This window comes from Candidatus Zymogenaceae bacterium (assembly GCA_016931225.1).
Lineage (GTDB): Bacteria > Desulfobacterota > Zymogenia > Zymogenales > Zymogenaceae > JAFGFE01.
Genome location: JAFGFE010000026.1, coordinates 15,916 through 39,345, shown reverse-complemented (window position 1 = coordinate 39,345; position 23,430 = coordinate 15,916). Strand labels below are relative to the sequence as shown.

General features: G+C 55.5%; 17 protein-coding genes. 6 read left to right on the top strand and 11 right to left on the bottom strand.

The features are described 5' to 3' along the window. Positions 1 to 28: 28 nt before the first annotated feature. The 4 genes from JW885_10755 to JW885_10740 all read right to left on the bottom strand — a co-directional run bounded on the left by JW885_10755 (position 29) and on the right by JW885_10740 (position 6,612). The gene (locus JW885_10755) at positions 29 to 3,025 is read right to left on the bottom strand and encodes a phosphoribosylformylglycinamidine synthase subunit PurS (protein MBN1882643.1); all 2,997 of its coding nucleotides are present in this window, start codon (positions 3,023 to 3,025) and stop codon (positions 29 to 31) included. A 197-nt stretch (positions 3,026 to 3,222) separates the two neighbouring features. Beyond that, complete coding sequence (locus JW885_10750) at positions 3,223 to 3,930, bottom strand: hypothetical protein (protein ID MBN1882642.1); 708 nt, start codon at positions 3,928 to 3,930, stop codon at positions 3,223 to 3,225. 137 nt (positions 3,931 to 4,067) lie between these two features. Further along, positions 4,068 to 5,366, bottom strand: a complete 1,299-nt coding sequence (dinB, locus tag JW885_10745; protein MBN1882641.1) for a DNA polymerase IV — start codon at positions 5,364 to 5,366, stop codon at positions 4,068 to 4,070. Between the two features lie 28 nt (positions 5,367 to 5,394). Then, on the bottom strand, positions 5,395 to 6,612 hold the full coding sequence (locus tag JW885_10740; GenBank protein ID MBN1882640.1) for a hypothetical protein: 1,218 nt from the start codon (positions 6,610 to 6,612) through the stop codon (positions 5,395 to 5,397). Between the two features lie 422 nt (positions 6,613 to 7,034). Here JW885_10740 and JW885_10735 point away from each other — a divergent pair, with 422 nt between their 5' ends. Together JW885_10735 and JW885_10730 are read left to right on the top strand one after the other, a co-directional pair. Next, a complete protein-coding gene (locus tag JW885_10735) occupies positions 7,035 to 8,480 on the top strand; it encodes an MBOAT family protein (GenBank protein MBN1882639.1) in 1,446 nt (481 codons plus the stop codon). A gap of 9 nt (positions 8,481 to 8,489) precedes the next feature. Beyond that, the gene (locus JW885_10730) at positions 8,490 to 9,605 is read left to right on the top strand and encodes a hypothetical protein (GenBank protein MBN1882638.1); all 1,116 of its coding nucleotides are present in this window, start codon (positions 8,490 to 8,492) and stop codon (positions 9,603 to 9,605) included. 3 nt (positions 9,606 to 9,608) lie between these two features. Here JW885_10730 and JW885_10725 read toward each other — a convergent pair whose 3' ends face one another. Both JW885_10725 and lexA read right to left on the bottom strand, forming a co-directional pair. Then, positions 9,609 to 9,860: a hypothetical protein gene (locus tag JW885_10725; protein MBN1882637.1), complete on the bottom strand. Its 252-nt coding sequence runs from the start codon at positions 9,858 to 9,860 to the stop codon at positions 9,609 to 9,611. A gap of 305 nt (positions 9,861 to 10,165) precedes the next feature. Beyond that, entirely contained in the window at positions 10,166 to 10,840 is a 675-nt protein-coding gene (gene lexA, locus JW885_10720; GenBank protein MBN1882636.1) for a transcriptional repressor LexA, read from the bottom strand. Positions 10,841 to 11,231: 391 nt separating this feature from the next. On the opposite strand from lexA, the gene JW885_10715 reads away from it, so the two are divergent. Both JW885_10715 and JW885_10710 read left to right on the top strand, forming a co-directional pair. Next, positions 11,232 to 12,512: a hypothetical protein gene (locus JW885_10715; protein MBN1882635.1), complete on the top strand. Its 1,281-nt coding sequence runs from the start codon at positions 11,232 to 11,234 to the stop codon at positions 12,510 to 12,512. Positions 12,513 to 12,662: 150 nt separating this feature from the next. Beyond that, complete coding sequence (locus JW885_10710; protein MBN1882634.1) at positions 12,663 to 13,517, top strand: trypsin-like peptidase domain-containing protein; 855 nt, start codon at positions 12,663 to 12,665, stop codon at positions 13,515 to 13,517. A 17-nt stretch (positions 13,518 to 13,534) separates the two neighbouring features. On the opposite strand, the gene JW885_10705 is transcribed toward JW885_10710, so the two are convergent. Beyond that, positions 13,535 to 15,373, bottom strand: a complete 1,839-nt coding sequence (locus JW885_10705; protein MBN1882633.1) for an ATP-binding protein — start codon at positions 15,371 to 15,373, stop codon at positions 13,535 to 13,537. Positions 15,374 to 16,106: 733 nt separating this feature from the next. Here JW885_10705 and JW885_10700 point away from each other — a divergent pair. Continuing rightward, entirely contained in the window at positions 16,107 to 16,361 is a 255-nt protein-coding gene (locus JW885_10700; protein ID MBN1882632.1) for a hypothetical protein, read from the top strand. 388 nt (positions 16,362 to 16,749) lie between these two features. Then, positions 16,750 to 17,595: a formate dehydrogenase accessory sulfurtransferase FdhD gene (locus JW885_10695; protein MBN1882631.1), complete on the top strand. Its 846-nt coding sequence runs from the start codon at positions 16,750 to 16,752 to the stop codon at positions 17,593 to 17,595. A 27-nt stretch (positions 17,596 to 17,622) separates the two neighbouring features. Here the strand turns inward: JW885_10695 and JW885_10690 are convergent, their stop codons facing one another. From JW885_10690 to fdnG, 4 genes are all read right to left on the bottom strand, one after another. Beyond that, complete coding sequence (locus JW885_10690) at positions 17,623 to 18,507, bottom strand: formate dehydrogenase accessory protein FdhE (GenBank protein MBN1882630.1); 885 nt, start codon at positions 18,505 to 18,507, stop codon at positions 17,623 to 17,625. Between the two features lie 138 nt (positions 18,508 to 18,645). Continuing rightward, a complete protein-coding gene (locus JW885_10685; protein ID MBN1882629.1) occupies positions 18,646 to 19,275 on the bottom strand; it encodes a formate dehydrogenase subunit gamma in 630 nt (209 codons plus the stop codon). Positions 19,276 to 19,277: 2 nt separating this feature from the next. Further along, positions 19,278 to 20,075: a 4Fe-4S dicluster domain-containing protein gene (locus tag JW885_10680; GenBank protein MBN1882628.1), complete on the bottom strand. Its 798-nt coding sequence runs from the start codon at positions 20,073 to 20,075 to the stop codon at positions 19,278 to 19,280. Between the two features lie 17 nt (positions 20,076 to 20,092). Then, a complete protein-coding gene (gene fdnG, locus JW885_10675; GenBank protein ID MBN1882627.1) occupies positions 20,093 to 23,233 on the bottom strand; it encodes a formate dehydrogenase-N subunit alpha in 3,141 nt (1,046 codons plus the stop codon). Positions 23,234 to 23,430: the final 197 nt, after the last annotated feature.

The window sequence follows — 23,430 nt, the reverse complement described above, 5'->3', positions numbered from 1 at the left end:
CGATCTCGTATCGTCCCGATATGGGACGCTAAAACATCAGCGGACGCTTCCAGGCGTGCCGCAGTGCGTCGATGGAGAGGTCCACCACCGTGCTGCCGTCGCACCCGTGGATGACCAGCCGATTGTCGTCGTCACTCTCGACGACCGCGCCCACAAGGCCGAAAGCCGATACAGAGAGCGCCTTCTCGAATTCGCTGGCCTTATGCGCCTTGACCGTCACCACGAATCGCCCCTGGGATTCGCTGAAGAGGAGATAGTCGTCCCGCCGCTCCTCCTCGGCCACGCCCGTGGGAACCTTCTCGAGATCGATTTCCATTCCCAGATCTCCGGCGACGGCGACCTCCGCCAGGGCGGCTCCCAAGCCGCCGTCGGAGATGTCGTGACAGGACTCGATCAAACCGTCCTGAATCGCCCGGTAGAGCGCCCGATAGAGCCGGAGATTTTTTTCCTCGTCCACGACCGGAACCGCGCCGCCCGTGAAACCGTGATGGGCGAAATATTCTGATCCCCCGAGCTCGTACCCGGTCGGCCCCAGGACGTAGACGAAATCGCCGGGGGTTTTGGCGTCCATGGTGACCGATTTCGTGATGTCCTCGATACGGCCCATGATGGAAAAGAGGATCGTCGGGGGGATGGATATCTTTGTGTCCCCAATCATGTAATCGTTTTTCATGCTGTCTTTGCCCGAGATCATCGGGATGCCGTAAGCCGTCGTGATGTCGAAGAGGCCCCGGTTGGCCCGGACGAGCTGGGCGAGCTTATATTCACCATCCGGGGTTTTGTCGCTCTTGACCGGATCGCACCAGCAGAAGTTGTCCAGCCCCGCCATGTAATCGATGTTTCCGCCCACGGCCACGGCGTTTCTGACCGCCTCGTCCACGGCGGCCCGGGCCATGTGGTAGGTGTCGATGTCCGAATACTTGGGGCAGATGCCGCTGGAGATGACGACGCCCTCGAGGCTGTCCAGGATCGGGCGGATAATCGCCGCATCCGACGGCCCGTCGTCCATCTGTCCCACCAGCGGCTTGACGACGCTGGTGCCCTGAACCTCGTGGTCGTACTGTCGTATCACAGATTCCTTGCTGGCGACGTTGAGGCGGCCCAGCATGGCGAGGAGCGAATCGTTGAGGGAGTCCGGACAGGGAAAGGTCGGCTCCGGGCGGGAGGGGGGCGACCACAAGGCGTCGAGGTGCATCGTGGGGACGCCGTCGTGGAAGAATTCCATGTCCAGATACGCCATGGTCTTTCCCTCGTAGAGGACGTGAAACTTTCCGGTATCGGTGAACTCGCCCAGGATGGTCGCCTCGACGTCCATCTGTTCGGCCAGCTCCATGAATTCATCGATATGATTCTTGGGTACGGCCAGGGTCATGCGCTCCTGGGCCTCGGACAGGAGAATCTCCCAGGGGCGGAGTCCCTCGTATTTCAGGGGGGCGCGCTCCAGGGTCAGGACGCACCCGCCGGTGTCCCTGGCCATCTCCCCCACCGAAGAGGAAAGCCCCCCGGCGCCGTCGTCGGTAATGGAGTTATACAATCCGCGGTCCCGGGCCACCAGGAGCATGTCTGTCATGCGCTTCTGGGTGATGGGGTCGCCGATCTGTACGGCCGTGGCCGGGGATCCCTCGTGGAGCTCCTCGGACGAGAAGGTGGCGCCGTGGATGCCGTCGGCCCCGATGCGGCCGCCGGTCATGACGATGCGATCCCCTACTTTCGCGGCCTTTTTGTGGGAAGGTCTCCCATTAATGACCGCCGGCATAATGCCCCCCGTGCCGCAATAGACCAGCGGCTTTCCGAGAAACCGATCGTCAAAGACGATGGAGCCGTTTACCGTGGGTATGCCGCTCTTGTTGCCGCCGTGTTCCACCCCCTCCCGGACGCCTTCGTACACCCGCTTGGGGTGCAGCAGCCGGGGGGGAAGCTCTTTCGTGTAGAAGGGATCGGCAAAGCAGAACGTATCGGTATTGAATATCAGGCGGGCGCCCAGTCCCGTGCCGAAGGGATCCCGATTGACCCCGACGATGCCGGTCAGGGCGCCGCCGTAGGGATCGAGGGCCGAGGGGCTGTTGTGGGTTTCCACCTTGAAGACGAGGTTGTAGTCGTCGTTGAATTTTATGACGCCGGCGTTGTCCACGAAGACCGACATACAAAAGTCATCATCGCCCTTTTTGTTCCTGATTTTTTGCGTGGAGCCCTTGATGTAGGTGTTGAAGAGGCTTTTGATCTCCTCTTTCTCCCCGTTCTCGTTGGAATAGGTGATGTGGGCGTTGAAAATTTTATGCTTGCAGTGTTCCGACCATGTCTGGGCCAGGGCCTCCAGCTCCATGTCGGTGATCCGCCCGTCCAGCTCAACGGCGGTCCGCTGCGTGCGCACCTTTTCATCGCGAAAGTATTCCCGGATGGTAAGCATCTCCTCCAGGGAGAGGGCCAGGACCCGATCCCTGCTGAGGGATACCAGGTCCTCGTCCGGAATTTCCAGGTCGATCAATTCCATCTCGGTGGAGACCCGGCCGGATACACGGGGCACCGAGACCGTCACCCCTCCCTCTTTGTCAAAGCTCTCTTTGTCCAGGATGACGAATCGCTGAATGAGGGTATTGGCCAGAAGGCCCGTCGTAATGTGCTCAACCTCCTCGGGCGAGACATCCCCGGATATCAGGTACTGGATGGAAGAGTGCACCCGCCCATCGGCCGTGATGCGGTTCGGGAGGATCAGGTGGACCCCCTCGGTGGCGGTTCTGCCCACGTTGTCGGTCACGCCGGGGAGAAAACCGACCTCCACGAGATGATCGAAATCGGAGGCCAATGGGGCGTCCACGGTGTAGTGCTGTATGATCGGGTCGACAAAGAGGTTCTCAGCGATGGTAACCAGCTCGTTGTTGGAAAGGTCCATGTCGAGGGTGAAGACATGGATCGTCCGAACGTCCTTCGTGTCGATGCCCAGGTCGTCGGTGATGCGTCGGTGTATTTTCTCTCCGGCGGCGTCCTTGAAGCCGGGGAGCAGTCCCACTTCGATTCGGTGTGCCATGTCTGTTATACCTTGTTTCCTTCGATCGAGCGCTCAGGGGGTGCGAATGGTAAGATATCGGGAGTTTCTTCCCCTGAGGTGTGTCGGACCTCTGTCTTTTTGGGAAAAAAGAATACGCCGGTACGTGTCATGCCGGCGTTATGTCTGTATGTGCTGTTCATATGTGACCGATCGTTCGCTGTGTGATGAAGACGATACTATCGGCTTTTCCTGCGTTCGTCGGCGACTTCTCCAATGGCCTCATGCTTTCCGGGGAGCTCCTCGGGCATGACCATCAGCAACTTTGAGAGTCCGTCATATCCCCCGGTGGCGAGTACGCCCGAAAGGGGTATGATATCCAGCCCCGTCAGGTCCGCAGCCTTTTTCGCCGCGGGATATTTCTCCGCCAGCCCCTCGGGATCCGTGTCGCTCAGGTCGCCGTATTCCTCCCGGAAGGCGAGCCACACCTCGTCGGCCACGGCCTGGGAGAATGCGGCGGTGTCGTCCTGGGGGTAGTCCTTGAAATACGCTTCATAATAATACGGCTCAAAATGCCTGAGCCGGCTCCTGGCCAGTATCCGGAGCATGTCGTCTTTTCCCGGGAGATCTCCCGGCAGGGTCGTCGCCACGGAGTAGAGCTCCACCTCCCCCCCAAGCTGCTGGATGGAGGCGAGGGCGACGAAATCGAGCCCCGTCAGGTCGGATATTTTTGATGCGACCCGGAACAGCTCCCGATTGTTCTCGTCGTCGGTGATGGCGCCGTAGGTGTAGGTCTCCGCCGGTCCCCGCTGATTTTCCAGCTCCGTCATTCGTTCCGCGACGATCTCGTTGCTTCGGGCGACGGGGTCCGTCGTTTGGGAAAACGCAGACGCGGCGAGGAACATCGCCGCGAGAACACAAAGCGCCGCTCGTGTATTCGATAGCATCTGCGTGAAGCATCTCCGTTTATTAGAATTCTTTAACCTGAATAAGATATCAAGGATACTCCCGGGAGTCAACAAAAAACGGGGTTCGGGTAAAAACCTTCGCGGACAACCTGCGACGCAAGGCGTCTTTTCATGGTTCATCGCGGGTCCACCCGCCGGGGTCCCGCGGGACGCCACGCCGGGGAGATGACCCCCGCCTCGCTGATGCGGTCCGTGATGGAGGCGTAGGCCACGGCGTCGTCGCCGAAGAGATCCCGGATGGAGTCCATGGCGCGGGCCAATAAGAACTCCCGCCGCTCCCCGGAGAAGAGGGGGAGCTGCCGTCCCGTATGGGTCAGGTTGGAGAGGCTCACCCCCAGAAGCCGCACCGGCTGGGTCAGCTCGATGGAGGAGAGGATCTCAAGAGCCGTCTCATAGATGTCGGCGTCGAGCTGGATGTGGTGGTGGCAGGTGGTCCGCCTGCCCACTCCGGTGAAGTCGGCGAAGCGGACATAGAGGGCCACGGTGCGCCCGGCGCATCCCGCCCGCCGGGCGCGGCGCCCCACCTTCGCCGAGAGGAGCAGCAGATAATGGGAAAGGCCGTCTCTGTCCTCCACATCAAAGGGAAACGTCATGGAGTGGCCGATGCTTTTGACGTCGTCCTCTTGCCCTGCGGGGATGACGGGGCTGGAATCGAGGCCCTTGCCCATGCAGTGGAGGTATTCGCCGATGACGCCGAATTTTTTTGTGAGCACCGAGACCGGGTAGCGTCCCAGCTCGCCGCAGGTGGAGACGCCCAGGGAGTGGAGCTTGGCGGCGGTGCGCCGGCCGATGCCGCAGACCTCCTCGATGGGGAGGGTCTCCATCAGGCCGGGGACGTCGGCTTCCGTGAGGATCACCAGGCCGTCCGGCTTTTTCAGGTCACTGGCGATCTTCGCCACCAGCTTGTTGGGGGCAACGCCGATGGAGGCGGTCAGCCCCACCTCATCAAGGATGCGCTCCTTGATGCTGTGGGCGATGGCCTCCGACCCGCCGAAGAGGCGCAAGGAGCCCGTGATGTCCACGAAGGCCTCGTCGATGGAGTAGACCTCCACGTCGGGGCTGAATTCCTTGAGGACGTTGATGATGCGCACGGACGTGTCGATGTATTTCCGGTTGTTGCCGGGGACGAAGATGATCTCCGGGCAGAGACGCCTCACCTCGCCGATGGTCATGGCGGTCTTGACGCCGTATTTTCTCGCCTCGTACGAGGAGGTGACCACCACCGTGCGCTTTTTGCTCCCCACCACGGCGATGGGCTTTCCCAAAAGATGGGGGTTTGTGACCTGCTCCACCTGGGCGAAGAAGGCGTCCATATCCAAATGCAGCACGACCCGCTCAATCTCCCCGCCGGGGCGGTAGTGCCTCGGCCCCGGGAAGGAGCTTTTGGGTAACGGGCTGTCGGGTGTGGTGGTCATGGGTTTTTTAAAAATAAGAAAAAATATGTTAGAGGACAAAAGGAGAAAAAGAAATCTTAGTAGTGTGCTTTTCAATGAGTTCTTTTTCGGTCCCGACTAAGAATTCGAAGGGGCGACTCACAGGCATACCGCCGTTTTTCAAAACGACTTTTACGCTTTTCCCCAATAGTTCCTTACCTTTTTTATCTCTTATTTTCATTACAACCCAAAAAGTTTGACCGAAAGGAATAATGCCATTATTCGCGTAATAAGGAGCTGGTTTTTCGCCTTCCAGAATTTCTTTTTTCCCGGCAAATTTAATAGCGGCCTCTATAGGGAGTTCTTTTAATCCAAGAACGGACATTGCATGATGGATATCTTCGAAATCTTTGGTGGAACTAATTTTATGTTTATACTTTATTACGGTAGAGTAATAGTTACCACGAAGTTCAAAATGTTCATCACCGTATTGTAAAACTCCTCGATCGGTGACAGCAGCTTGATGTGGGTGATAATTCTTAACAAAAAAAAGAAAAAAATTCGGGTCTTCCGGGCAGTAGCGATACTTTATTATTTCAAGAGGAAGAACCTCATCAATGTTAGTGGTGGAATCCGAAGGTTGAATCATTGAAACAGGAAGAGGATTAGATGCAAATTCCTTAACAGGAACATCTCCTCGTTTTCTTGGGTTAGTGAAAAAGAGGCTGGGTTTATTATCGATAATCCTGCCCCTGTGGTCGCGGGTTATTTCAGTTCCGCATATAATATGAACGATGTAGTCACTGTTTTTAATCTGTCGAGTTGAAAACCAACGTCTCAAAGAAGATAAGTTTTCTTTTTCAAAGCAGTAGGAGTGTTCTTTGTCTTTACCATCCTTGAAAAAAAGATGAACATCTTTTGATTCTACTATTTCAGAAAGGTTTTGCGGGAGCCATACATGTCCGAAAGAAACTTCTTCGCTGTGTTTTATTTCTTTTGGAGTTATTGAGTCTCTATTCAAAGAGTATTTGTATGTTGTTGTCTCCTTCTTTCCAAAAGGATTTTTATCTCCTTTGAACATAATCCACGCATCACGAATTTGTAAAAGATCGTCCCTGTATTTGATAATATCCACAAAGGGAATAAAAGAATAAAATTCTTCGGCATATTCTTCTTCGAATATAACGTGAATTAGTTTGCCGCGTTTAATTTTAAATTTTTTTGCAAGCTTTTCCCATAGCCGATAAATAAACCTAATACCTGTGGTAAGAAAAAATTCTTCTAACATAATCAACTACTCACGTATTTTTCAAAAATATATTTATCTATTTTAGCATATGCTATGAGTAATGGAAGGATTTTACCCTTCCCCTCCCCCGCCGCTCAAAACAGGCTTCTCCGCCCCCCGCGTGGCGCGGCGTGCAGCGCCCGGGAAAAAACGAGGGTGCCGCTAAACGAGAAAAAAGATTGACAAGACGGCGGTGATGGTTGTACATTTCAAAACCATTGTAAAACAATAAAAAATCGCGGGGAACGGACGAAATCCACCCGTTTTCCGTGCTTCCGGGAGAAACGGCATCGTGTGGGATGCGCGCCCGGATGCAATCCGCACGCGGGGCTGTGTGCGCCGATGGTTTTTTCGAAAAACCGAAGGCCCGTTTCGCCGAATCCGCACATGCGCCGAAAAACACCCGTTTTGGATAATACGCGATGATACTTTCCTCTCTTCTGTACATCATGCTGTTCTTCGTTGCGGCGGGCATCTATTTCCTCCTGCCGCAGCGGATTCGATGGCTGTTTCTGCTGCTGTTCGGCTACTACTTCTATCTGTACTGGGGCATTGTGCCCGTGCTCGTGCTGCTCTACGTGACCGCGGCGTCGTACGCCGCCGGGCTCGTCATGGGAAGGCCCCTGCACGGGGCGGTCCGAAAGGCCGTGTTCGTCCTGTCCGTCGTCTGTGTGCTTTTGCCCCTCGTCTATTTCAAGTATGCCGGTTTTCTGGCGGAAAGCGCCGCCGGCCTCCTCGACCTGTTCGGGGTCACGTTCTCGAAATCCTTTTCCCATGTTGCCGTGCCGACGGGGATATCGTTTTTCACCTTTCTCGCCGTCGCCTATCTCGTCGATGTCTATCGAACGCAGGTTTCCCCCGAAAAAAATCCGGGGGTCTTCGCCCTTTTCATCTCCTTTTTCCCGATCGTGCTGTCCGGGCCCATCGAGCGGGCGGGATCTCTCATACCGCAGTTGAAACAGACCCCCGGTTTCGATGCGGAGATGGTGCAAGAGGGATTGAAGCGGTTCTTTTTCGGTCTGTTCAAAAAGATCGTCATCGCCGACCGCCTGGCCATGTATGTCAACGAGGTGTACGGCAACTACGATGAATATACGGGCCTGGCCCTGGTGCTCGCGATATATTTTTATTCCTTTCAGATATACTGCGATTTTTCCGGATACACCGATATGGCCATCGGGAGCGCCCAGATCCTCGGGATCAACGTTATGGAGAACTTCCAGCGGCCGTATCTGGCAAGGTCCATTCCCGATTTCTGGAGACGGTGGCACATCTCCCTGTCGCGGTGGCTGAGGGACTATATATATATTCCCCTCGGCGGGAACCGGGTGACCAGGGCGCGGCTCTTTTTCAATATTTTTGTCACCTTTTTCATCTGCGGCCTGTGGCACGGCGCGAACTGGACCTTTGTGTTTTGGGGGCTTTTGTATTGTCTCTATTATGTCGTCCATCACCTCACGGCGAAGAAATCCCGGGTGTTCCCCACAGCTCCGCCGGCAAAGAGACCGTGGCTGAATGAAACGGGCAAGATTCTTTTGACGTTTCACCTGGTAACGTTCGCCTGGATATTCTTTCGCTCGGCGTCCATGTACGACGCCGTCGCCCTGATCGCGGGCGTCGGCCGGGGGCCGTTTTTTTCCGGTTCTCTTGATGTCGGCCTGGGCGTGTTCAACCTCGTCCTTTCTCTCGTCCTTGTCGGATGCCTGATTGTCTGGGAGGTGCTGTCCGAAAGCGCCCCCCTGTATATCGAAAGAGTAAAACAACAGACGCCCCTTTCCGTGAAGATATGCATCTGGGCCGTGTTCGTTCTTTCCTTTTTCCTCCTCGGTGTATTCCACGGGACGGACTTTATTTATTTCAATTTTTGATGAAGAGCCATGCTGAACGGGAAAAAATCGATAATCGTCCAGGGTCTTTTTTACATCGCCGCGCTGTATTTCCTTTTTCTCCTTGTGGCAAGCCATATCCCGGAAATGGGAAAATCGGTCACCGGTCACGGCGCGCACTATGGGGACCTGTATGACCTGAACAAGGTGGCGGTGTTCAAATCAAAAATCCCGGACGAGTTTCCCTGGTCGGACCTCGAGACGTTCGTGGAGGTGAATGATGCCGACGTCGTTCTGTTTGGAGACAGCTTTGTCGCGTTCAATGATGAGCTCCTCGGGTATGAACTCTCACGGGAGACCGGCAAAAACACATCGATCATCGTATACGCGGCGCTCAGATCACAGGGGAGAAACAACCCCCTTGTCATGCTGTCCGAGCTCCAATATGCTCCCAAGGGAAAAACCTTTCTCGTGTGGGAGAAGGTGGAACGCCTGATCGCACGGGAGATCCCGGAAATGGCGCCCGCCCCGGAAGAAGACGTCGTTTCGGAAACAGAGACGCGGGAGGAGGCGTCCTCCTTTCTCCAGGAGATTGACACGCACCTCGAAGCGATCTATCTCCATAAGGACAAGATCGAGTATACGTTTTTGAACTTCCAGGGAACCCGGTGGCTTGTTTCCTGTTTGTCCACGCTCAGGTTCTTTCTGTTTCACGAGCTGCCCGATCTGACGCCGAAATATTCCCTGAAACCGAATATGCTGTTTTCATACGCCGAGGTAGACGCGTACAATCTGGAATTCTCGCAGGAAGACGTCGCCGTCATGGCGGACGTTATCATGGAAATCCGGGAGGTGCTGGAACGGGAATACAACATCGAAATGATCTTTTTGCCCATACCTGATAAATACACGATATACGGCGACCTTGCCGGGGCGGGACCGTACCATGATTTTATCCCGCGCCTCGAAAAGGAGCTTGCGCGTCGAGGGGTCCCGTGCGTGAATGTCCTCCCGGACTATATGGCATATCGTGAAAAGAACGATATCAACGATCTGATTTACTATCCGGGGGACACCCACTGGAATCCGACTGGCGTGCGTATCGCCGCCGAGGCGCTGTTGACGTATCTCCACGAGCAGTACCCGGAAGAGTTTGACGGGGAATAATATCTACCCCCCCTCCACCTCCACCGACGCCAGAAACCAGTTCATCCGCCGCTCGCGGTAGCACAGCTCGTAGAGGTTGCCGCAGGCCAGCACGGCGAAGTGGTGGACGGTGTCCCGTCCGTCTTGGTCCCGCCAGGTGTAGGTGATGCCGTCCACCGGATATTTTTCCCCCCGCCAGATGAACCACTTGGGATTCACCCGCCCGTCGCCAAAGACGGCGCCCACCGTAACGGACTCTCCGATGACGAACGGCATGGTGTATTTCTCCGCGGCATGTATGCGTGGCTGATGTGTGTCATTGGATATTCACTTACTGCGGGGCGAGGCCGGGAGGCGGAGCCTGTTTTCACTCCGCCGCCGATGGGGACACACCGCGCCGCCGCCGGGCGAGGGGTCGAGCGGCATGACCGGGCGTCGGCCCGTCACCGGGGAGGACCTCCTTCGACCGGGGTATACATTACTTCTATTATAAAAATTCTCTTATCCCGGCCTCTTTCCGGTTGCCGGTGATTATCTCTCACGCTCCCTATCTCTTTCGCTCCCCCCTCCCCCCCCCGGACCTATTCGGGCATCACCAGATCCCCCTCCATGTCCCGCACCACGCCCACCACTTTGCCGACGATGGAAAAATCCATCCCGCCGTCCACGAAGATGGGCTGCATGGTTCGGTTTTCCGGGTAGAGCACCACCCCGGACCCCTCGGGCCCCGGGCGGTGGCTGGTCTTGTATCGCTTGACGGTGGCCTCGCCGTCGAGCAGGGCCACCACGATGTCCCCGTTTTCCACCCGGGACAGGGGATTGACCAGCACCATGTCCCCCGGCGCGATGTGGGCCTCGATCATGCTGTCTCCCGAGACCCGGAGCATGAACAGGTCGTCGGTGCGCCTGCCGGCCAGGGTGAAATAGCCCTCGATATTCTCCACGGCGGTGATGGGCATCCCCGCCGCCACCCGCCCGACCACCGGGATCCCCTCCAGGCGGGAGAAGAGACCCGGCCCGGCGTCCCCCTCCCCCCGGCCGCCGTCGATAATCGTCAGCGCCCGGGAGCTCTCCGGCTCCCGCCGGATGTATCCCTTGCGCTCCAGGATATCCATGTATTCCTTGGCGCCCTTGGGGCCGGAAAGGCCCAGGCCGTCGGCCAGCTCCCGCATCGTGGGGGGGTAGCCCCGGTCTTCGGTGTACGCCCGGATGAAATCCAGGGCCTCCTGCTGCCTGTCGGTGAGTCGCTCGACCATCTGTCCTCCTTTCACCCCGCGGCGAAAAACTTCTTCCGGGCACCGGGGCGCATGCGCGCCGTTGCCCGCAATACCGAGGGAGACCCCGCACCGCCGCTGTGGAAGGGGCGGGGTACGACCGTGTTACTCTCACACAACCGGAGGCTGCCGGTCGCCGTCGATAGGCCCCCCCTGCCGCCCGGTATCATGATTACAGCCCCAACGTATGTTGGCCATCATATTATAGGAATCTTGCGGGGACCTGTCAAGGGAAAAAGGGGCGAAAGAAAGTCGCCCCTCTCCCGGGGAGGGGCGAAAAACCGTTTCCTCGCAGAAACGGTCGTGGTATTATAAGAGGAACACGCGATAGGCGCATGTGACCTGTGAGTCGGCCTGTATGGCGGGGTGACGTATGAAACGAGTTGTGGCGCTTCTGGTTGTTGCGGCGCTGTCTCTGGGCGTGGCCGCGGCCGCCCCCTCCCAGGATGAGGAACTGGAGGCGGTGAGCGAGGCGGCCCGGGACATCACCGATATGTACGACCGGGGAACGGCGATATCCCGGGAGCTGTCCAAGACCGTGGGCATCGCCGTCAATCCGCTCCTCGGGCTGATGGTGGTGGGGAGCTATCACTACATCAACGCGGTCCGGGACGGGGAGAGCGTCCGGTGGTTCTATTCGCCGGTTTTTCTGATCCTGCTGGCGATACTCCTGGTGCTGGTGGGGCTCAACGACACCATCGGCGAGGCGTATCCCCCCTCGAAAAAGGTGCTGGACGGCGTGGCCCTGGCCCAGCAGTACGTGCTGGCGGCCCTGGCCCTGGCGGCCATTGTGCCGGGGCTGGTGGAGGTGCTGACCCAGCCCGTGGGCGAGGCGGTGTCGAGCCTCTTTCGATTTCTGGGGCCGGGAACGGCCTGGGCGGCGGACGGGACGGGGGAAGGGGGCGGTGTCGGCGGGATCGTAGGCGGCATCGCGGTGGTCGTCTCCTCGATACTCGCGGGCGGAATATTCCTGATGGTGTGGCTGGCCAGCGCCGTCGTGGAGGCGCTGACGCTGATCTCCCCCGTGCCGTTTACCGGCGTGGTGCTCAAGGGGCTGCGGCTTGCGGTGCTGGCGATGCTGGCGGTTACGGCGATCATCAGCCCCATCCTGGGGCTTGTGGCGGTGCTCATCGTCCTCTACCTGGCGTATCGATTGGCCGGGTGGTCCATGCGCATGACCGTATACGGCGTTGTGATCGTCGGCGATCTTCTGGGAAACCGCGCGGCGTCCGTTGATGACTTACGACTCTTACCGGTGACCGCCTTCGCCGCCCGGGAGATGGAAGGAGTCCCCCGCCGCAGCTTCGGGCGTCTTTCGTGTGAGGGGGAGTTCCCGGTGTTTCGAACGAGACCCTGGCTGGTGCTGCCGGCCCGCCGTGTCGTGTACCCAAGGGCGGCCCGGGAGCTGGCGGCGGCCCGGGGAGTGTGGGGGCCTTCCGTCGTGGAGCCGACGGAGGGGGACGCCTCCCGGACGCTCTTTGAACTGCCGCCCCGCTACCGGGGACACGAGGAGGCGGTGGCCGAGGCCCTGGGGCTTTCCCGGCAGGTAACGGATCTTAGGGTGGTTGCCCGGGTGACCTCCGCCTGGCGGTGGGTGCGGGCGCAGTTCCTCCCGGCGGAGGGAACCCCGATCCCGGAGGAGACGACGGGATGAGACCCGTATAAAGAGCGGTGATACAAAAAATCGCCGAAGAGCATTCGACGGGCGTGAGCACCATTCGTCAAAACCGTGTTTTTTTCATAAACACTCCCGCCTGACGATTGACGAAACGAGCGCGAAAATGATATATGTAAACACATCGCCATGAATACACAGAATCACAAACAGCGGCTCTCACCGGCCGCCCTGGCCGCCCTGGCGGAGCAGAAACAGAAACAGCAGGAATCGAAGACGCGCTTCCGGAATATGATTCTGGGCACGCTGCTTGCGCTTTTTCTGTTGCTGGTGATCGCCCCGGGGATAGTCCCGCCCCTGTTTTCGGTTTTGAAATCCACGCTCTGGGGATTGCCCAAAAGCGATTACGCCCGGAACAGCTTTTGGATCGACCAGGAGCAGGTGTTGGATCTGTATCGGGGCATTCACCCGGTCTATACAACCGATGCCATGGGGAGCGGCATCGTCTTTGAGTATCATCGGAATCTCTTCGTCCTGACGGCCAATCACGTGGACTCGCACATGACCGGGGATATGTTTCTCCTTCATCAGGGGAAAGTTGTCCCGTTGAAGGTGGTCAGGCGCTATCCCAGCTACGACCTTCTCCTGCTGCACCTGATGTCCTTTTATGACGTGGAACATACCACGTCCTTCGAATTCGGGCCGACGCCCGATGAGATGAACTTCTTCATTTATTATATGGGCTACGGAGGCGACGGACACCCGAAGCTCATCGGCGCCCAGATATCCGAGCCGGACGCGGACGTGATCCTCACCGACGAAAACGCCTTTATTATCGTCGCCAACGATATCTTCATGCCCGGAAACTCCGGCGGTCCGGTCTTCGCCCTGGACCTTCGGGACGACATGCTCAAGTGCGTGGGCCTGGTGGTGGGGATGAACACACTCGTCCAGAATATCGGCGTGGCCACCACCATCCCCCCGTCTCTCATCCGGGACATGGACGTATTTCTGTTAACCCACCCGTTCAGGAATTATTTCTGAAAGTAATTATTCTCAAATCATTTTAATGGTTCAAGCCACATACTAATTTCTTCGATAGCATTTCTTTCTTCAATCATTTTTAATGTGATAAATGGTAATACTTCATTGCATAATCTCTTTTTACATCTGGTAGTTTTTTTCTTTATCTCCTCCGGAGATAAATTTTTCCATTCTTTGGCGTTGGGGGCACTACAGTGAATATGTTTTGCGAGTTCCTCAGCTACTTTATTGGTATCAGTTATTTCTATTCGAACTCCAATCGCTTTTTCAATAGCAGATGAATGTAAGTAGTTTTCGATTTCTCTTTCATTAGTTATGTATGCTATTGATTTATCTTGGTCACTATTGATGTTATTCGCTTGTTCCTCATACTTATTCTCATCTCCTCTGTCAAAAATATAATACATAGGTAGACCGAAAGGTTTAAGATATTTATCGTTTACCCAATCTTGTAAAGTTCGGCCACCCATAGGAATGAACACAACTTCATTCGTATTCTCTAGGTTTGGTGTTTCGTTATCTTTTTTGTTAAGAATTTTTGAAAAACACTTTAGATATTTAACATCTGAGGGACCTTCAACACAAATTATGGCTTTAACTCTCCTATCTGCCAGAACACCGAGACTATTAGATACTTTTTCCAATACAGTGTCATCTGTACCTGTTTGAATTTGTCTTATATTATCTGGTGCCTTTTCGATATACCGTATACTTCTTATAGGCACTAATCCTGCCAATGCAGGTACATGTGTTGTTGTTATTATTTGATAACCTTCCTTTTGTGATAGTTGTTCAAGTGCCTCGATTAATAGTTTCTGATTGTCTGGGTGTTGTGAAGTTTCTGGTTCTTCTATAGCAAGAATAAGATTATCTTTATTCTCAGAAGATCGTTTTCTTTCAGCCTCTGCTTGTAGAAAGCTTATAAGGATAAGTCGTCTTACACCGCTCCCTCTCTTGTTAATAGGTATCTGATTTTCATCAGTTAGTGAAAGTTTGAAAATATTACTCCACTTTGGTTCTTCTTTAAAAGTTGGTTTAAGTTCTTCTGCAAGAGTGCTATCTATTTCTTTAAGTTTTTCAACCGTTCTTGTTGCGACATCAAGAGTTTCTTCTTTAATTCTTTCTTTGATGGTTTCTAATTCATTTTCAATTTCACTTATTACCTGCTTTACAGCAAGTTTCATGGGGTCTTGTACTTCAGAATCTTCATCTGTGCTTGGCCGATCTGTTTTGAATAGTGCAAATAGAGGGAGTTTTTTCGAAATTTGATCCCATAATTTTCTTGCATCTTCTTTTTCTAGATCGATGTCTTCATTGTCAAATTTTAAATCGTCGATAGTACTCCAAAGGAATTTTCTTAGCTCAACATTTGATCTCTTGTCTACGTTGCTTGGAATATCTTTTTCTTCTGCCAGTTTTTTTAAATCAGCGTTCTTTTTATGCAATAATACTTTAAAGGTTTCTTCTGTTGGATGGTAAGCCTTTGCAATTATTTTAGCTTTTGGATTTTTTGCAGAGGAAAAATTAAAAGATTTATGTATCTCTAAAAAACCATCTTTATTTAGTATATATTCCTCTTTCAAAGATGTTTTTGCATTCGCATCAAGGATAATTTCTTCTGGTAGTTTAGAAAAAACACATCCGATGCTACTGGTAGTATTATCTTTTGGACTTGGGTGAATACTAATATCAGAGGAATCAATTTTACCTGAATTGAAAAAAATTTCGAGAGCATCCAGAATTGAAGATTTTCCTATATCATTCTTTCCAATGAATACCGTTAAGTCATTGAATGAAATTTCGTGAGTACCGTTAAAAGCTCTGAAATTTGATATTATCAACTTTTCTAACTTCATTTTGAAACCTCAGTTTTTTATTAACTATTGGTAAATATAGTAAATTTCTCACAATGTGTCAATTAACATTTTACGTTAATGAAATTATAAAAAGGAGCGTATGCTAAGAATGGTGAAAAATACTCATCGAATTATGGACTCTTTTGCTTTTTTTTCGAACCCCCCACCCGGATACTGTACGGCTCGCCTCCGGAGTGAGACGCCTCTGGGCCGGGCCGTCACTCCTCCTTTAGGGGAAATAGGGAACAGGGCAAAGGCAAAGGGATCGCCCCATCGCTTCGCCCGGATGGTATGACGGTGTGTATGTGATCCGAAAGCGCGCCTCAGTTCACCGACAAGGCAGTAAAAAAAACAGCACATAAACTATTACTTATGGTCTCATAAATAACTTTTGACATCCATCCCGTTTCCCGGTAGAATAATAGCCTCAAGAGACCTTTTTGGAGGTGTTATAGCCCATATGAAATATCATTCAACTCGGTGATCGGGGAATGCTCTTTTCATGCGCCGATCGGAATGATCTTTCCGGCATGTTTTGTTCATCATTTTTTTCCTCTGCCCTCATATCTCACCGGCCTTTCACCGCTTCATGCATATAAAACCGACGACCTTTCCCCTGACAGCCTGCGGTATATTTATACAAGGATTCCGAGAAATACTAGGATGCGCGGATTTCATCCCCCGGGAACCGAGACTATCGTTTGCGACACACAGGTTTATCCGGGGGATAGCCATGAAAGTGGGAGAGATTGTAGTCAAGGACGGGATAAAGTTCTTCGTTGAAGACATCATCGATTTCGACGAGGACGTCTACGCCACCTGCTTCGAATGCGGGGCGGAGCTGCGCCTGGTGGAGACCATCCTGGTATCGGTCAATACCGACCCGGAGCTGGGGGTGGTGGCCGCCGAGACGGCGCAGGCCTTCTGGTGTCCCGGGTGCGAGGAGATCGTGCTGGTGGAGTCCGGGCCGGCGTGGCCCTTCGTGTAAGGGAGATGGAGCACATCCCGCCGCCGAACGTCTCAATGACTATTCGTTCAGCGTGCGAGTTCCGCTTTTCGTGGGGCGACGTGCGCCCGGCCGTTTACGTCGTCTTCGATCCGTCGGAGCTTTTTTAAGGCGCTCAAACGGCCGAGCGGACATTCCCCATGTCCGCACCGGATGATATCACCGCGCATTTTTCCATTTTGAATTAAAAAAATAAAAGAATTCCCCTCGTGCGTCACGGGCGGCAAACGAGCCCGTTTCCCTGAAACGACGATCATACCGCGCGGCATGAGTACCGCCGGAGACGGCCGGCGTGGCGATGGGCGTTGACGGCGTGACGCCGACGTGGTATGTATGTCTCCCATGCGGTTTGTTTTTTAAACGGCACGATATGTCACAACGCGACGGAGGGGGCGGGGGACCGCCCTTCGGACAGGATACCATAGACGAGAAGATCGCCGCGGAGACGATCGAGCGATATGTCGGCACACGTCTTTCCCGGGAAGCTTCGGACGTCATCGTCGAGGGGCGCCTGGTGATCACGGCGCGCGGAAGCCGAATGGTGAGCCTCACCGCGTCCCCCGGCGCGTGGGACGAGCTGGCGCTGGGATTTTTGTTTTTCCACGGCGTCCGTGTCTCCCCGGCGAATGTGCTCTCCGTCTCCATCATCGACGAAGGGCGCGGGGCGGTTGTGGATGTCGGCGCCCCGCCGGAGGCGATCCGGAGGGCCCTGGGGGATTCTGTGGGTTTCACCATGACCGACGATCATCGGACCGTCGTGGATATCCCCCCGGAAAAGGCCGGGTGCGCCGGGAGCGGCGTGATGACGCCGGAGCGGATATTTTCCTTGATGCGGCTCATGGAGGCGCACTCGGATGTGCACGATCGGACCCACGGCAGCCACATCGCGCTGCTTGTGGACGGGGAGGAAGCGGTGGCGGCACGGAGCGACATCAGCCGAAGGAACGCCATCGACAAGGTGGCGGGATTCGCCCTCATCAACAGTATCCCCACCGACGGGATGACGCTGATCACCTCCGGCAGGGTGGCGTCGGACATCGTGGCCAGGGCGCGTCTTCTGGGGGTTTCCGCGCTGATCTCCCGCTCCGCCGCCACGGACCGGGGCGTCCAGGCGGCACGGGACGCGGGGCTGATGCTCGTGGGCATGGTCAGGGACGGGTCGTTTCTGGTCTATAGCGGCCTGGGACGGGTGGGTGCGAATCCTAAATCTCGTTGAGGTGCGAAAAACAGCGCATCAAAAGACTCAAGCGCCTTCCGACTCCGGTATATCCAAGAGAAGAATCCCCAGGAGATCCAGCGTGTCCCGCGTGTACCCCTCCCGACGCGCCACGGCGTCGAGACGGAGCGTTAACAGGTCCAGAAGGCGCGCGTGTATATGCCGGCCCGATTCTCCCAGAGCGGCTTTTATATAGTGAGAGCAGGTGTCACAGACATACACCCGGTGGGAGTTATCGTCCTCGACCTGGAAATAGCGAAGGTTCCGGTGGTCGGTTTCTCCACAGAACGGGCAGGTGACTCTGGAGAAGCTCCAGTGTGCGGGGCACCGGCTGCAGAATAAGAGGGACCTGTTTTCCTCCTCTTCGATGAAGGAGAGGTTCGGCCTTGCGCCGCATATCGGGCAGAACAGTTCGCTCCAGCCCGACAGGGCGTCCGCGTAGTCTGTGCGGGCGATATTCCAGAGGACATCGAATGCGGGGCGCAGCGTTTCGTGTGCCGCCAGAAGAATGAGCGGCTCGGAGTCACCCTTTGGATCAAGCAATCCGATCTCGCCTGGAAACGCCGTATCAAGGAGGGATTGGAATCGCTGCGGATCACGGAGCGCCTCGACAATCCGCGATCCCGCCTCGGGATTTCGAACGGTGAGGACACCCACCACGCGGTCGAATCGGGCGTGGGCGTCTTTGATGGAGAGGGGGACGGTTTTTTCATCCGCTATCGGGAATCCGTCCGACAGGCGGAGGGCGAAGTCGCTTGATCCGGCGGGGGGGGCTTCCGGGGTTGAGGCGATGATCGAATCGTCCCGTGACGTCTCGACGAGGTTTTCAAGGAGATCCAGGACGTCGATGAGCTCCCGGTGTTCTTCCTTGGCCCGTTGAATGGCGGTCAGTTCTTTTTGCAGTGTATCCACAGTTCAGTATCCTACAGGGAGGTATGAATCGCAAATAAAAAAATATGCCTGAATATGAAAAAAGAGTGTTTGATCGGCATTTAATAGAGAGGGCGGCCTGAAAGGCCGCCCTCGGTGCTTGTAGAGAAAAGAGAAGAATCAGTCTTTCTTCCCCTCAATTTTTTCCTTGTAGTAGCCGGGCATGTGGGTTTTCGCCCACGCCTTCGAGACCTTGCCGTCGGTCATCACGTACAGACTGCCCTCGGTACCGATGGTGCCCAGGTAGATGTGCACCATGGCAAAGCCGCCGATAATCATCACGCCGAGGGCGTGAAAGGCGACGACCCAGCTCATCAAAGTCGGGTTGAGGCTCCCCTTGAAAAAGAGGAGGAATCCGGTGATGACCATCACGACTCCATAACCCGCAACGGTCAGGAAAAAGAGCTTCTGTCCCGCGTTGTACTTGTAGGGCTTGGGGATGTCGGCCTTCCACAGATATCCGCCGGCGTTCATCAGCCATTGGATGTCCGATTTGTCAAGGTATCCGGCGTACTTATACCAGATCTGGATGCCCAGGAACAGCGCTATTGTGAAAATCACCCCGCACGCGCGGTGGATGATCACAACGCTTTTATATCCGCCGAAGATGATCGCCAGCGGTTCGAAGGACCGAAAGGCCAGGATGACCCCGGTGAGCACCAGCAGGAGGCAGGGAATCGCCAGAAACCAATGGACGATCCGTTCATACGCCGTTGACGCGATGATGGTTTTGTCCTTTGCCGTAGCCATGATTATTCACCTCCCTCTTCTTCCTTGGGCGCCTTGGAACCCTTGATGAAATAGTGGAGCAGCGACGCGCCGACGACCGCACCGATCGAGAGGAGGCCCAGCGGCTTTGCCACACCCCGCCACAGCCTGACCGCAACCGGGACGTTCGGCTTGACCGTCAGTTCCGCATATTCCTTTTCCGGCTTCGTGAGCACGTACATGACATGGGTGCCGTTCACATACTCCTTGCCGTAGAGAGACGCGTTCTCATGCCCCATTTCCTTGAGCGCAATCACCCGCTGTTCGCCGGCCGCGATCATGTCCTCCTTGGGACCGAAGGACAGGCAGCCGGTGGGGCAGGCCTTGACGCACGCGGGGGGCAGGTCGTTGGTTATGCGATCCTCGCACAGGGTGCACTTGTAGGTTTTGTTGGTAACCTTGTCGTATCTCGGGATGCTGAACGGGCAGGCGATGGTGCAGTACTGACACCCGATGCACAGCTCCTGGTTGAGGCGGACCGCCCCCATCTCCCCGTAGCTGAGGGCCCCCGTGGGGCACACGCGGACGCATGAGGCGTCGGAGCAGTGGAAGCAGCCGTCCTTCCTGAAATCCCAGTACATATCTCCATTTGCATCGGTCCCCTCATGGAAGCGAATGAGCGTCCATGTGTTGTGCTGGAGGTCCTGAGGATTCTGGTGACTCCCGACATTTTCGGTCTGAGCCGCCGGCTGCTGGTTCCAGTTCTTACAGGCGACCTGGCATGAGCGGCAACCGGTACATTTCGTAAGGTCAACCAATTTGACCATTTCTTTCTTCTTCATTGTGTATGTCGCTGCCATTATTCCCCACCTCCCTTCAGTTTTTCAATGTTGACAAGGAAGGTTTTTGTCTCCGGAATCATGGTGTTCGGGTCGCCGATGGAGGGGGTCAGAAGATTTGCGGAGTCACCGTAGGTGAACACGTCCGGTTTTGCGTTCAGGGGGTCACTGTTCTGACCGTTTTTGGCGGTCCTCCAGCCGTAATGCCAGGGCATTCCCACCTGATGTATCGTATTGCCGTCCACGAGAAATGGCTTGAATCTGGCGGTGACAATGGCCACCGCGTCCACGGAGCCCCGGGCGGAGGTGACACGCACCTTCTCACCGTTCTTGATACCCTTGAGATCGGCCAGCTGCTCGCTCATTTCCACGAAATTCGCAGGCTGCATCTCCGCCAGCCACGGCTGCCAGCGGGTCATGATACCCGTCTGCCAGTGCTCGCTGACGCGATACGTGGTGCCGATGATCGGATAGTTCGGGTCGCATACCCCCGCAAACGTGTCCAGGTCGCTTCCGACGTCTTCCTTATCGAACCGGTATACCGTCGGGTTGAGAAGTTGATCCGGATTGATCAGGTTTTTCTCTACCGGGCATTCCGTGGGTTCGTAGTGGGTCGGGAACGGTCCATCGGCCCTGCCGGGACCGAAAATCGACGCGACGCCGTCGGGCTTCATGATAAACGGAAGCTTGGAGGCGGAATTCACGGAGCCGTTTTCCTTGTAGATCGGGGCCCAGCCGCCGTCGGGGACGTCTCCCAGCCACTTGGCGCCGTTCCACTTGATGACGGGCTTTTGAGGCGCCCAGGGTGCGCCGAAGAGGTCCACCGACGCCCTGTTGTAGATGATGCGCCGGTTGACCGGCCAGCACCAGGCCCATTCCGAATGGAGGCCGATGCCGGACTCATCCTTGTTGTTACGACGTGCGGCGTTGTTGCCGGAGGCGTTATAGGACTGGCAGTACAGCCAGTTCCCGCTGCACGTGGAGCCGTCATCCTGGAGGGAGCCGAACGACGGGACCAAATCTCCCTTGGAATACAATACGCCGTTGATGACTTTGTCTTCCAGGAAGAAGCCGTTGATCTCCTTGGCGGCGTAATGAGTGTCAAACGCCGTCATTTTGCCGAAGAAATCCTTTGGGCCATAGTCCCAGGTCAGTTTTGTGAAGGCATCCTTGAAAACGGACCCCTCTTCCTCCATGACTTCTTTGATCTTGAAATACAGCTCGCTGATGATGTCGCCGTCGGGTTTTGCCGATCCGGGCGGCTCAACTGCCTTGTAGCGCCACTGCATCCATCGGCCGGAGTTGGTGATGCTGCCTTCCTTCTCGACCGATCCCGCGCAGGGGAGCATGAACACCTCGGTGTTGATGTCCGCAGGTTTCATGCCCGGGCCCCGCCAGAAGGAGCCGGTTTCGTTGTCGAAGATGTTGACGTTGACCAGCCAATCCAGCTTGGCGAGTCCCTGACGCACCTTGTTGGAGTGTGCGCCGGAACATGCCGGGTTTTGGCCCCACGCGAACACACCCTTGATGTTTTCCTTGTAGACCTCGTCCCATATCTTCAGCCACGAATAGTTGACGCCGGGGTCCAGCTTGGGAAGGTAGAGATACCCTTCCTCCGGCGTCGCGTTCAGGCCGTAGAAGGCCCGAAGGAGGCTGACAATATACTTGGGATAGTTGGTCCACCAGCTGGCGCTGAGGGGGTCCTTTGTGGAGACGGAGGCGACAGTGGTCTTCTTGTAGTCGTCCAGGGTCGGCCATCCGGTATGGGGGGTGGAAAGGTAGCCGGGGAGGATGTGATACAGCAGGGCATGGTCTGTAGACCCCTGCACGTTGGACTCGCCCCTGAGGGCGTTCACACCGCCGCCGGCCATGCCCATGTTACCCAGAAGCAGCTGGATGATGGACATGGTCCTGATGTTCTGCACGCCCACCGTGTGCTGGGTCCAGCCCATGGCGTACATGATGGTGCCGGACTTATCCGGGGTCCCGGTCTGTGCGTATGTTTCGTATACGGTCTTCAGCTTGTCTTCCGGGGTGCCGGTTACCCTCGAAACCGTTTCGATGGTGTAGCGGTCAAATTCCTTTTTCAACAGCTGAAAGACACACATCGGATCGGAGAGGGTCTTGTCCCGAACCGGGACGCCCCTGCCGTCCTTGACGAACGCCCATGTCGACTTGTCGTATTTGCCGCCGGTGGGGGTCTCGGTGAGCCCGGAGAAAACGCCGTTGTTTTCCGCGGGGAGCTTGAAATCCGGGTTAAGGATGAATGACGCGTTGGTGTACTCGGCAAGATATTCTTTGAAGTATAGATTGCTGTCAATGATGTATTTTATCATGCCGCCCAGAAATGCAATGTCCGATCCTGACCGCAGAGGTGCATATATATGCGCCTTGGCCGACGTACGGGTGAACCTCGGGTCCACGTTGATGAGGGTTGCGCCGTTTTCAATTGCGCGCTGTACCCACTTGAAAGAAATGGGGTGATTTTCTGCAGCATTGCTGCCCATTATTAAGATGCAATCACTGTTTTTGAGGTCTATCCAGTGATTTGTCATCGCGCCGCGTCCAAACGACTCTGCCAGAGCCGCTACCGTTGCGCTGTGTCAGATACGTGCCTGGTGCTCGACATACACCAGGCCCAACCCGCGCAGAAATTTTTGATACACATAGCACTCCTCGTTGTCCATGGCGGCGCTTCCCATTGAAGCGATTCCGAGTGTGCGGTTGACTGTCTTGCCCTGGTCATTGGTGAGGGTAAAGGTCTCCTCGCGGGTTTTCACCACCCGCTTGGCGATCTGTTCGATCATCCATTCCCAGGATTTTTCTTCCCACTTGTCGCTGCCGGGTGCGCGGTACAGGGGTACTTTCAGGCGGGCGTCGTTCACCGCCATCTGGTAGAGCGAGCCCCCCTTGGAGCAGAGGGCGCCCTCGTTGATGGGATGATCCGGGTCGCCTTCGGTATTGACAACTCTGCCGTTCTTGGTGTGTACAATAATACCGCAACCCACCGCGCAGTATGGGCAAATAGTGGTTGACTCACGGGCGTACTGGATTTTCAGGGGCAGGGCCTGGGCATACGCGTTGGTTATATTCAGGCCTAATCCCGTACCCAAAGCAGTGGCGCCCGAGAGCTTGAGAAATGCACGTCTGGTTACGTCCATAACGCTTCTCTCTCCTTTCACCCTTTTGATGGGTAATAATGGGTTGAAAACAGGTGATATGGTATCCAAAAAAAAAGGAAGCCTCGACCGCCGCTGATCGTTCACAGCGGTCAATGCTTCCTTTGCGAGTGCGGCCGGGAAAGAAATTGCTCTCTTTCCCTATCGGTTCATGTATCCCGATGGGACACAGGAACTCG

What these genes read in the sequence shown, in the direction of transcription:
- JW885_10755 (MBN1882643.1), bottom strand. Translation starts at nt 3,025, where the DNA reads ATGGCACACCGAATCGAAGTGGGACTGCTCCCCGGCTTCAAGGACGCC.
- JW885_10750 (MBN1882642.1), bottom strand. Translation starts at nt 3,930, where the DNA reads ATGCTATCGAATACACGAGCGGCGCTTTGTGTTCTCGCGGCGATGTTC.
- dinB (MBN1882641.1), bottom strand. Translation starts at nt 5,366, where the DNA reads ATGACCACCACACCCGACAGCCCGTTACCCAAAAGCTCCTTCCCGGGG.
- JW885_10740 (MBN1882640.1), bottom strand. Translation starts at nt 6,612, where the DNA reads ATGTTAGAAGAATTTTTTCTTACCACAGGTATTAGGTTTATTTATCGG.
- JW885_10735 (MBN1882639.1), top strand. Translation starts at nt 7,035, where the DNA reads ATGATACTTTCCTCTCTTCTGTACATCATGCTGTTCTTCGTTGCGGCG.
- JW885_10730 (MBN1882638.1), top strand. Translation starts at nt 8,490, where the DNA reads ATGCTGAACGGGAAAAAATCGATAATCGTCCAGGGTCTTTTTTACATC.
- JW885_10725 (MBN1882637.1), bottom strand. Translation starts at nt 9,860, where the DNA reads ATGCCGTTCGTCATCGGAGAGTCCGTTACGGTGGGCGCCGTCTTTGGC.
- lexA (MBN1882636.1), bottom strand. Translation starts at nt 10,840, where the DNA reads ATGGTCGAGCGACTCACCGACAGGCAGCAGGAGGCCCTGGATTTCATC.
- JW885_10715 (MBN1882635.1), top strand. Translation starts at nt 11,232, where the DNA reads ATGAAACGAGTTGTGGCGCTTCTGGTTGTTGCGGCGCTGTCTCTGGGC.
- JW885_10710 (MBN1882634.1), top strand. Translation starts at nt 12,663, where the DNA reads ATGAATACACAGAATCACAAACAGCGGCTCTCACCGGCCGCCCTGGCC.
- JW885_10705 (MBN1882633.1), bottom strand. Translation starts at nt 15,373, where the DNA reads ATGAAGTTAGAAAAGTTGATAATATCAAATTTCAGAGCTTTTAACGGT.
- JW885_10700 (MBN1882632.1), top strand. Translation starts at nt 16,107, where the DNA reads ATGAAAGTGGGAGAGATTGTAGTCAAGGACGGGATAAAGTTCTTCGTT.
- JW885_10695 (MBN1882631.1), top strand. Translation starts at nt 16,750, where the DNA reads ATGTCACAACGCGACGGAGGGGGCGGGGGACCGCCCTTCGGACAGGAT.
- JW885_10685 (MBN1882629.1), bottom strand. Translation starts at nt 19,275, where the DNA reads ATGGCTACGGCAAAGGACAAAACCATCATCGCGTCAACGGCGTATGAA.
- JW885_10680 (MBN1882628.1), bottom strand. Translation starts at nt 20,075, where the DNA reads ATGAAGAAGAAAGAAATGGTCAAATTGGTTGACCTTACGAAATGTACC.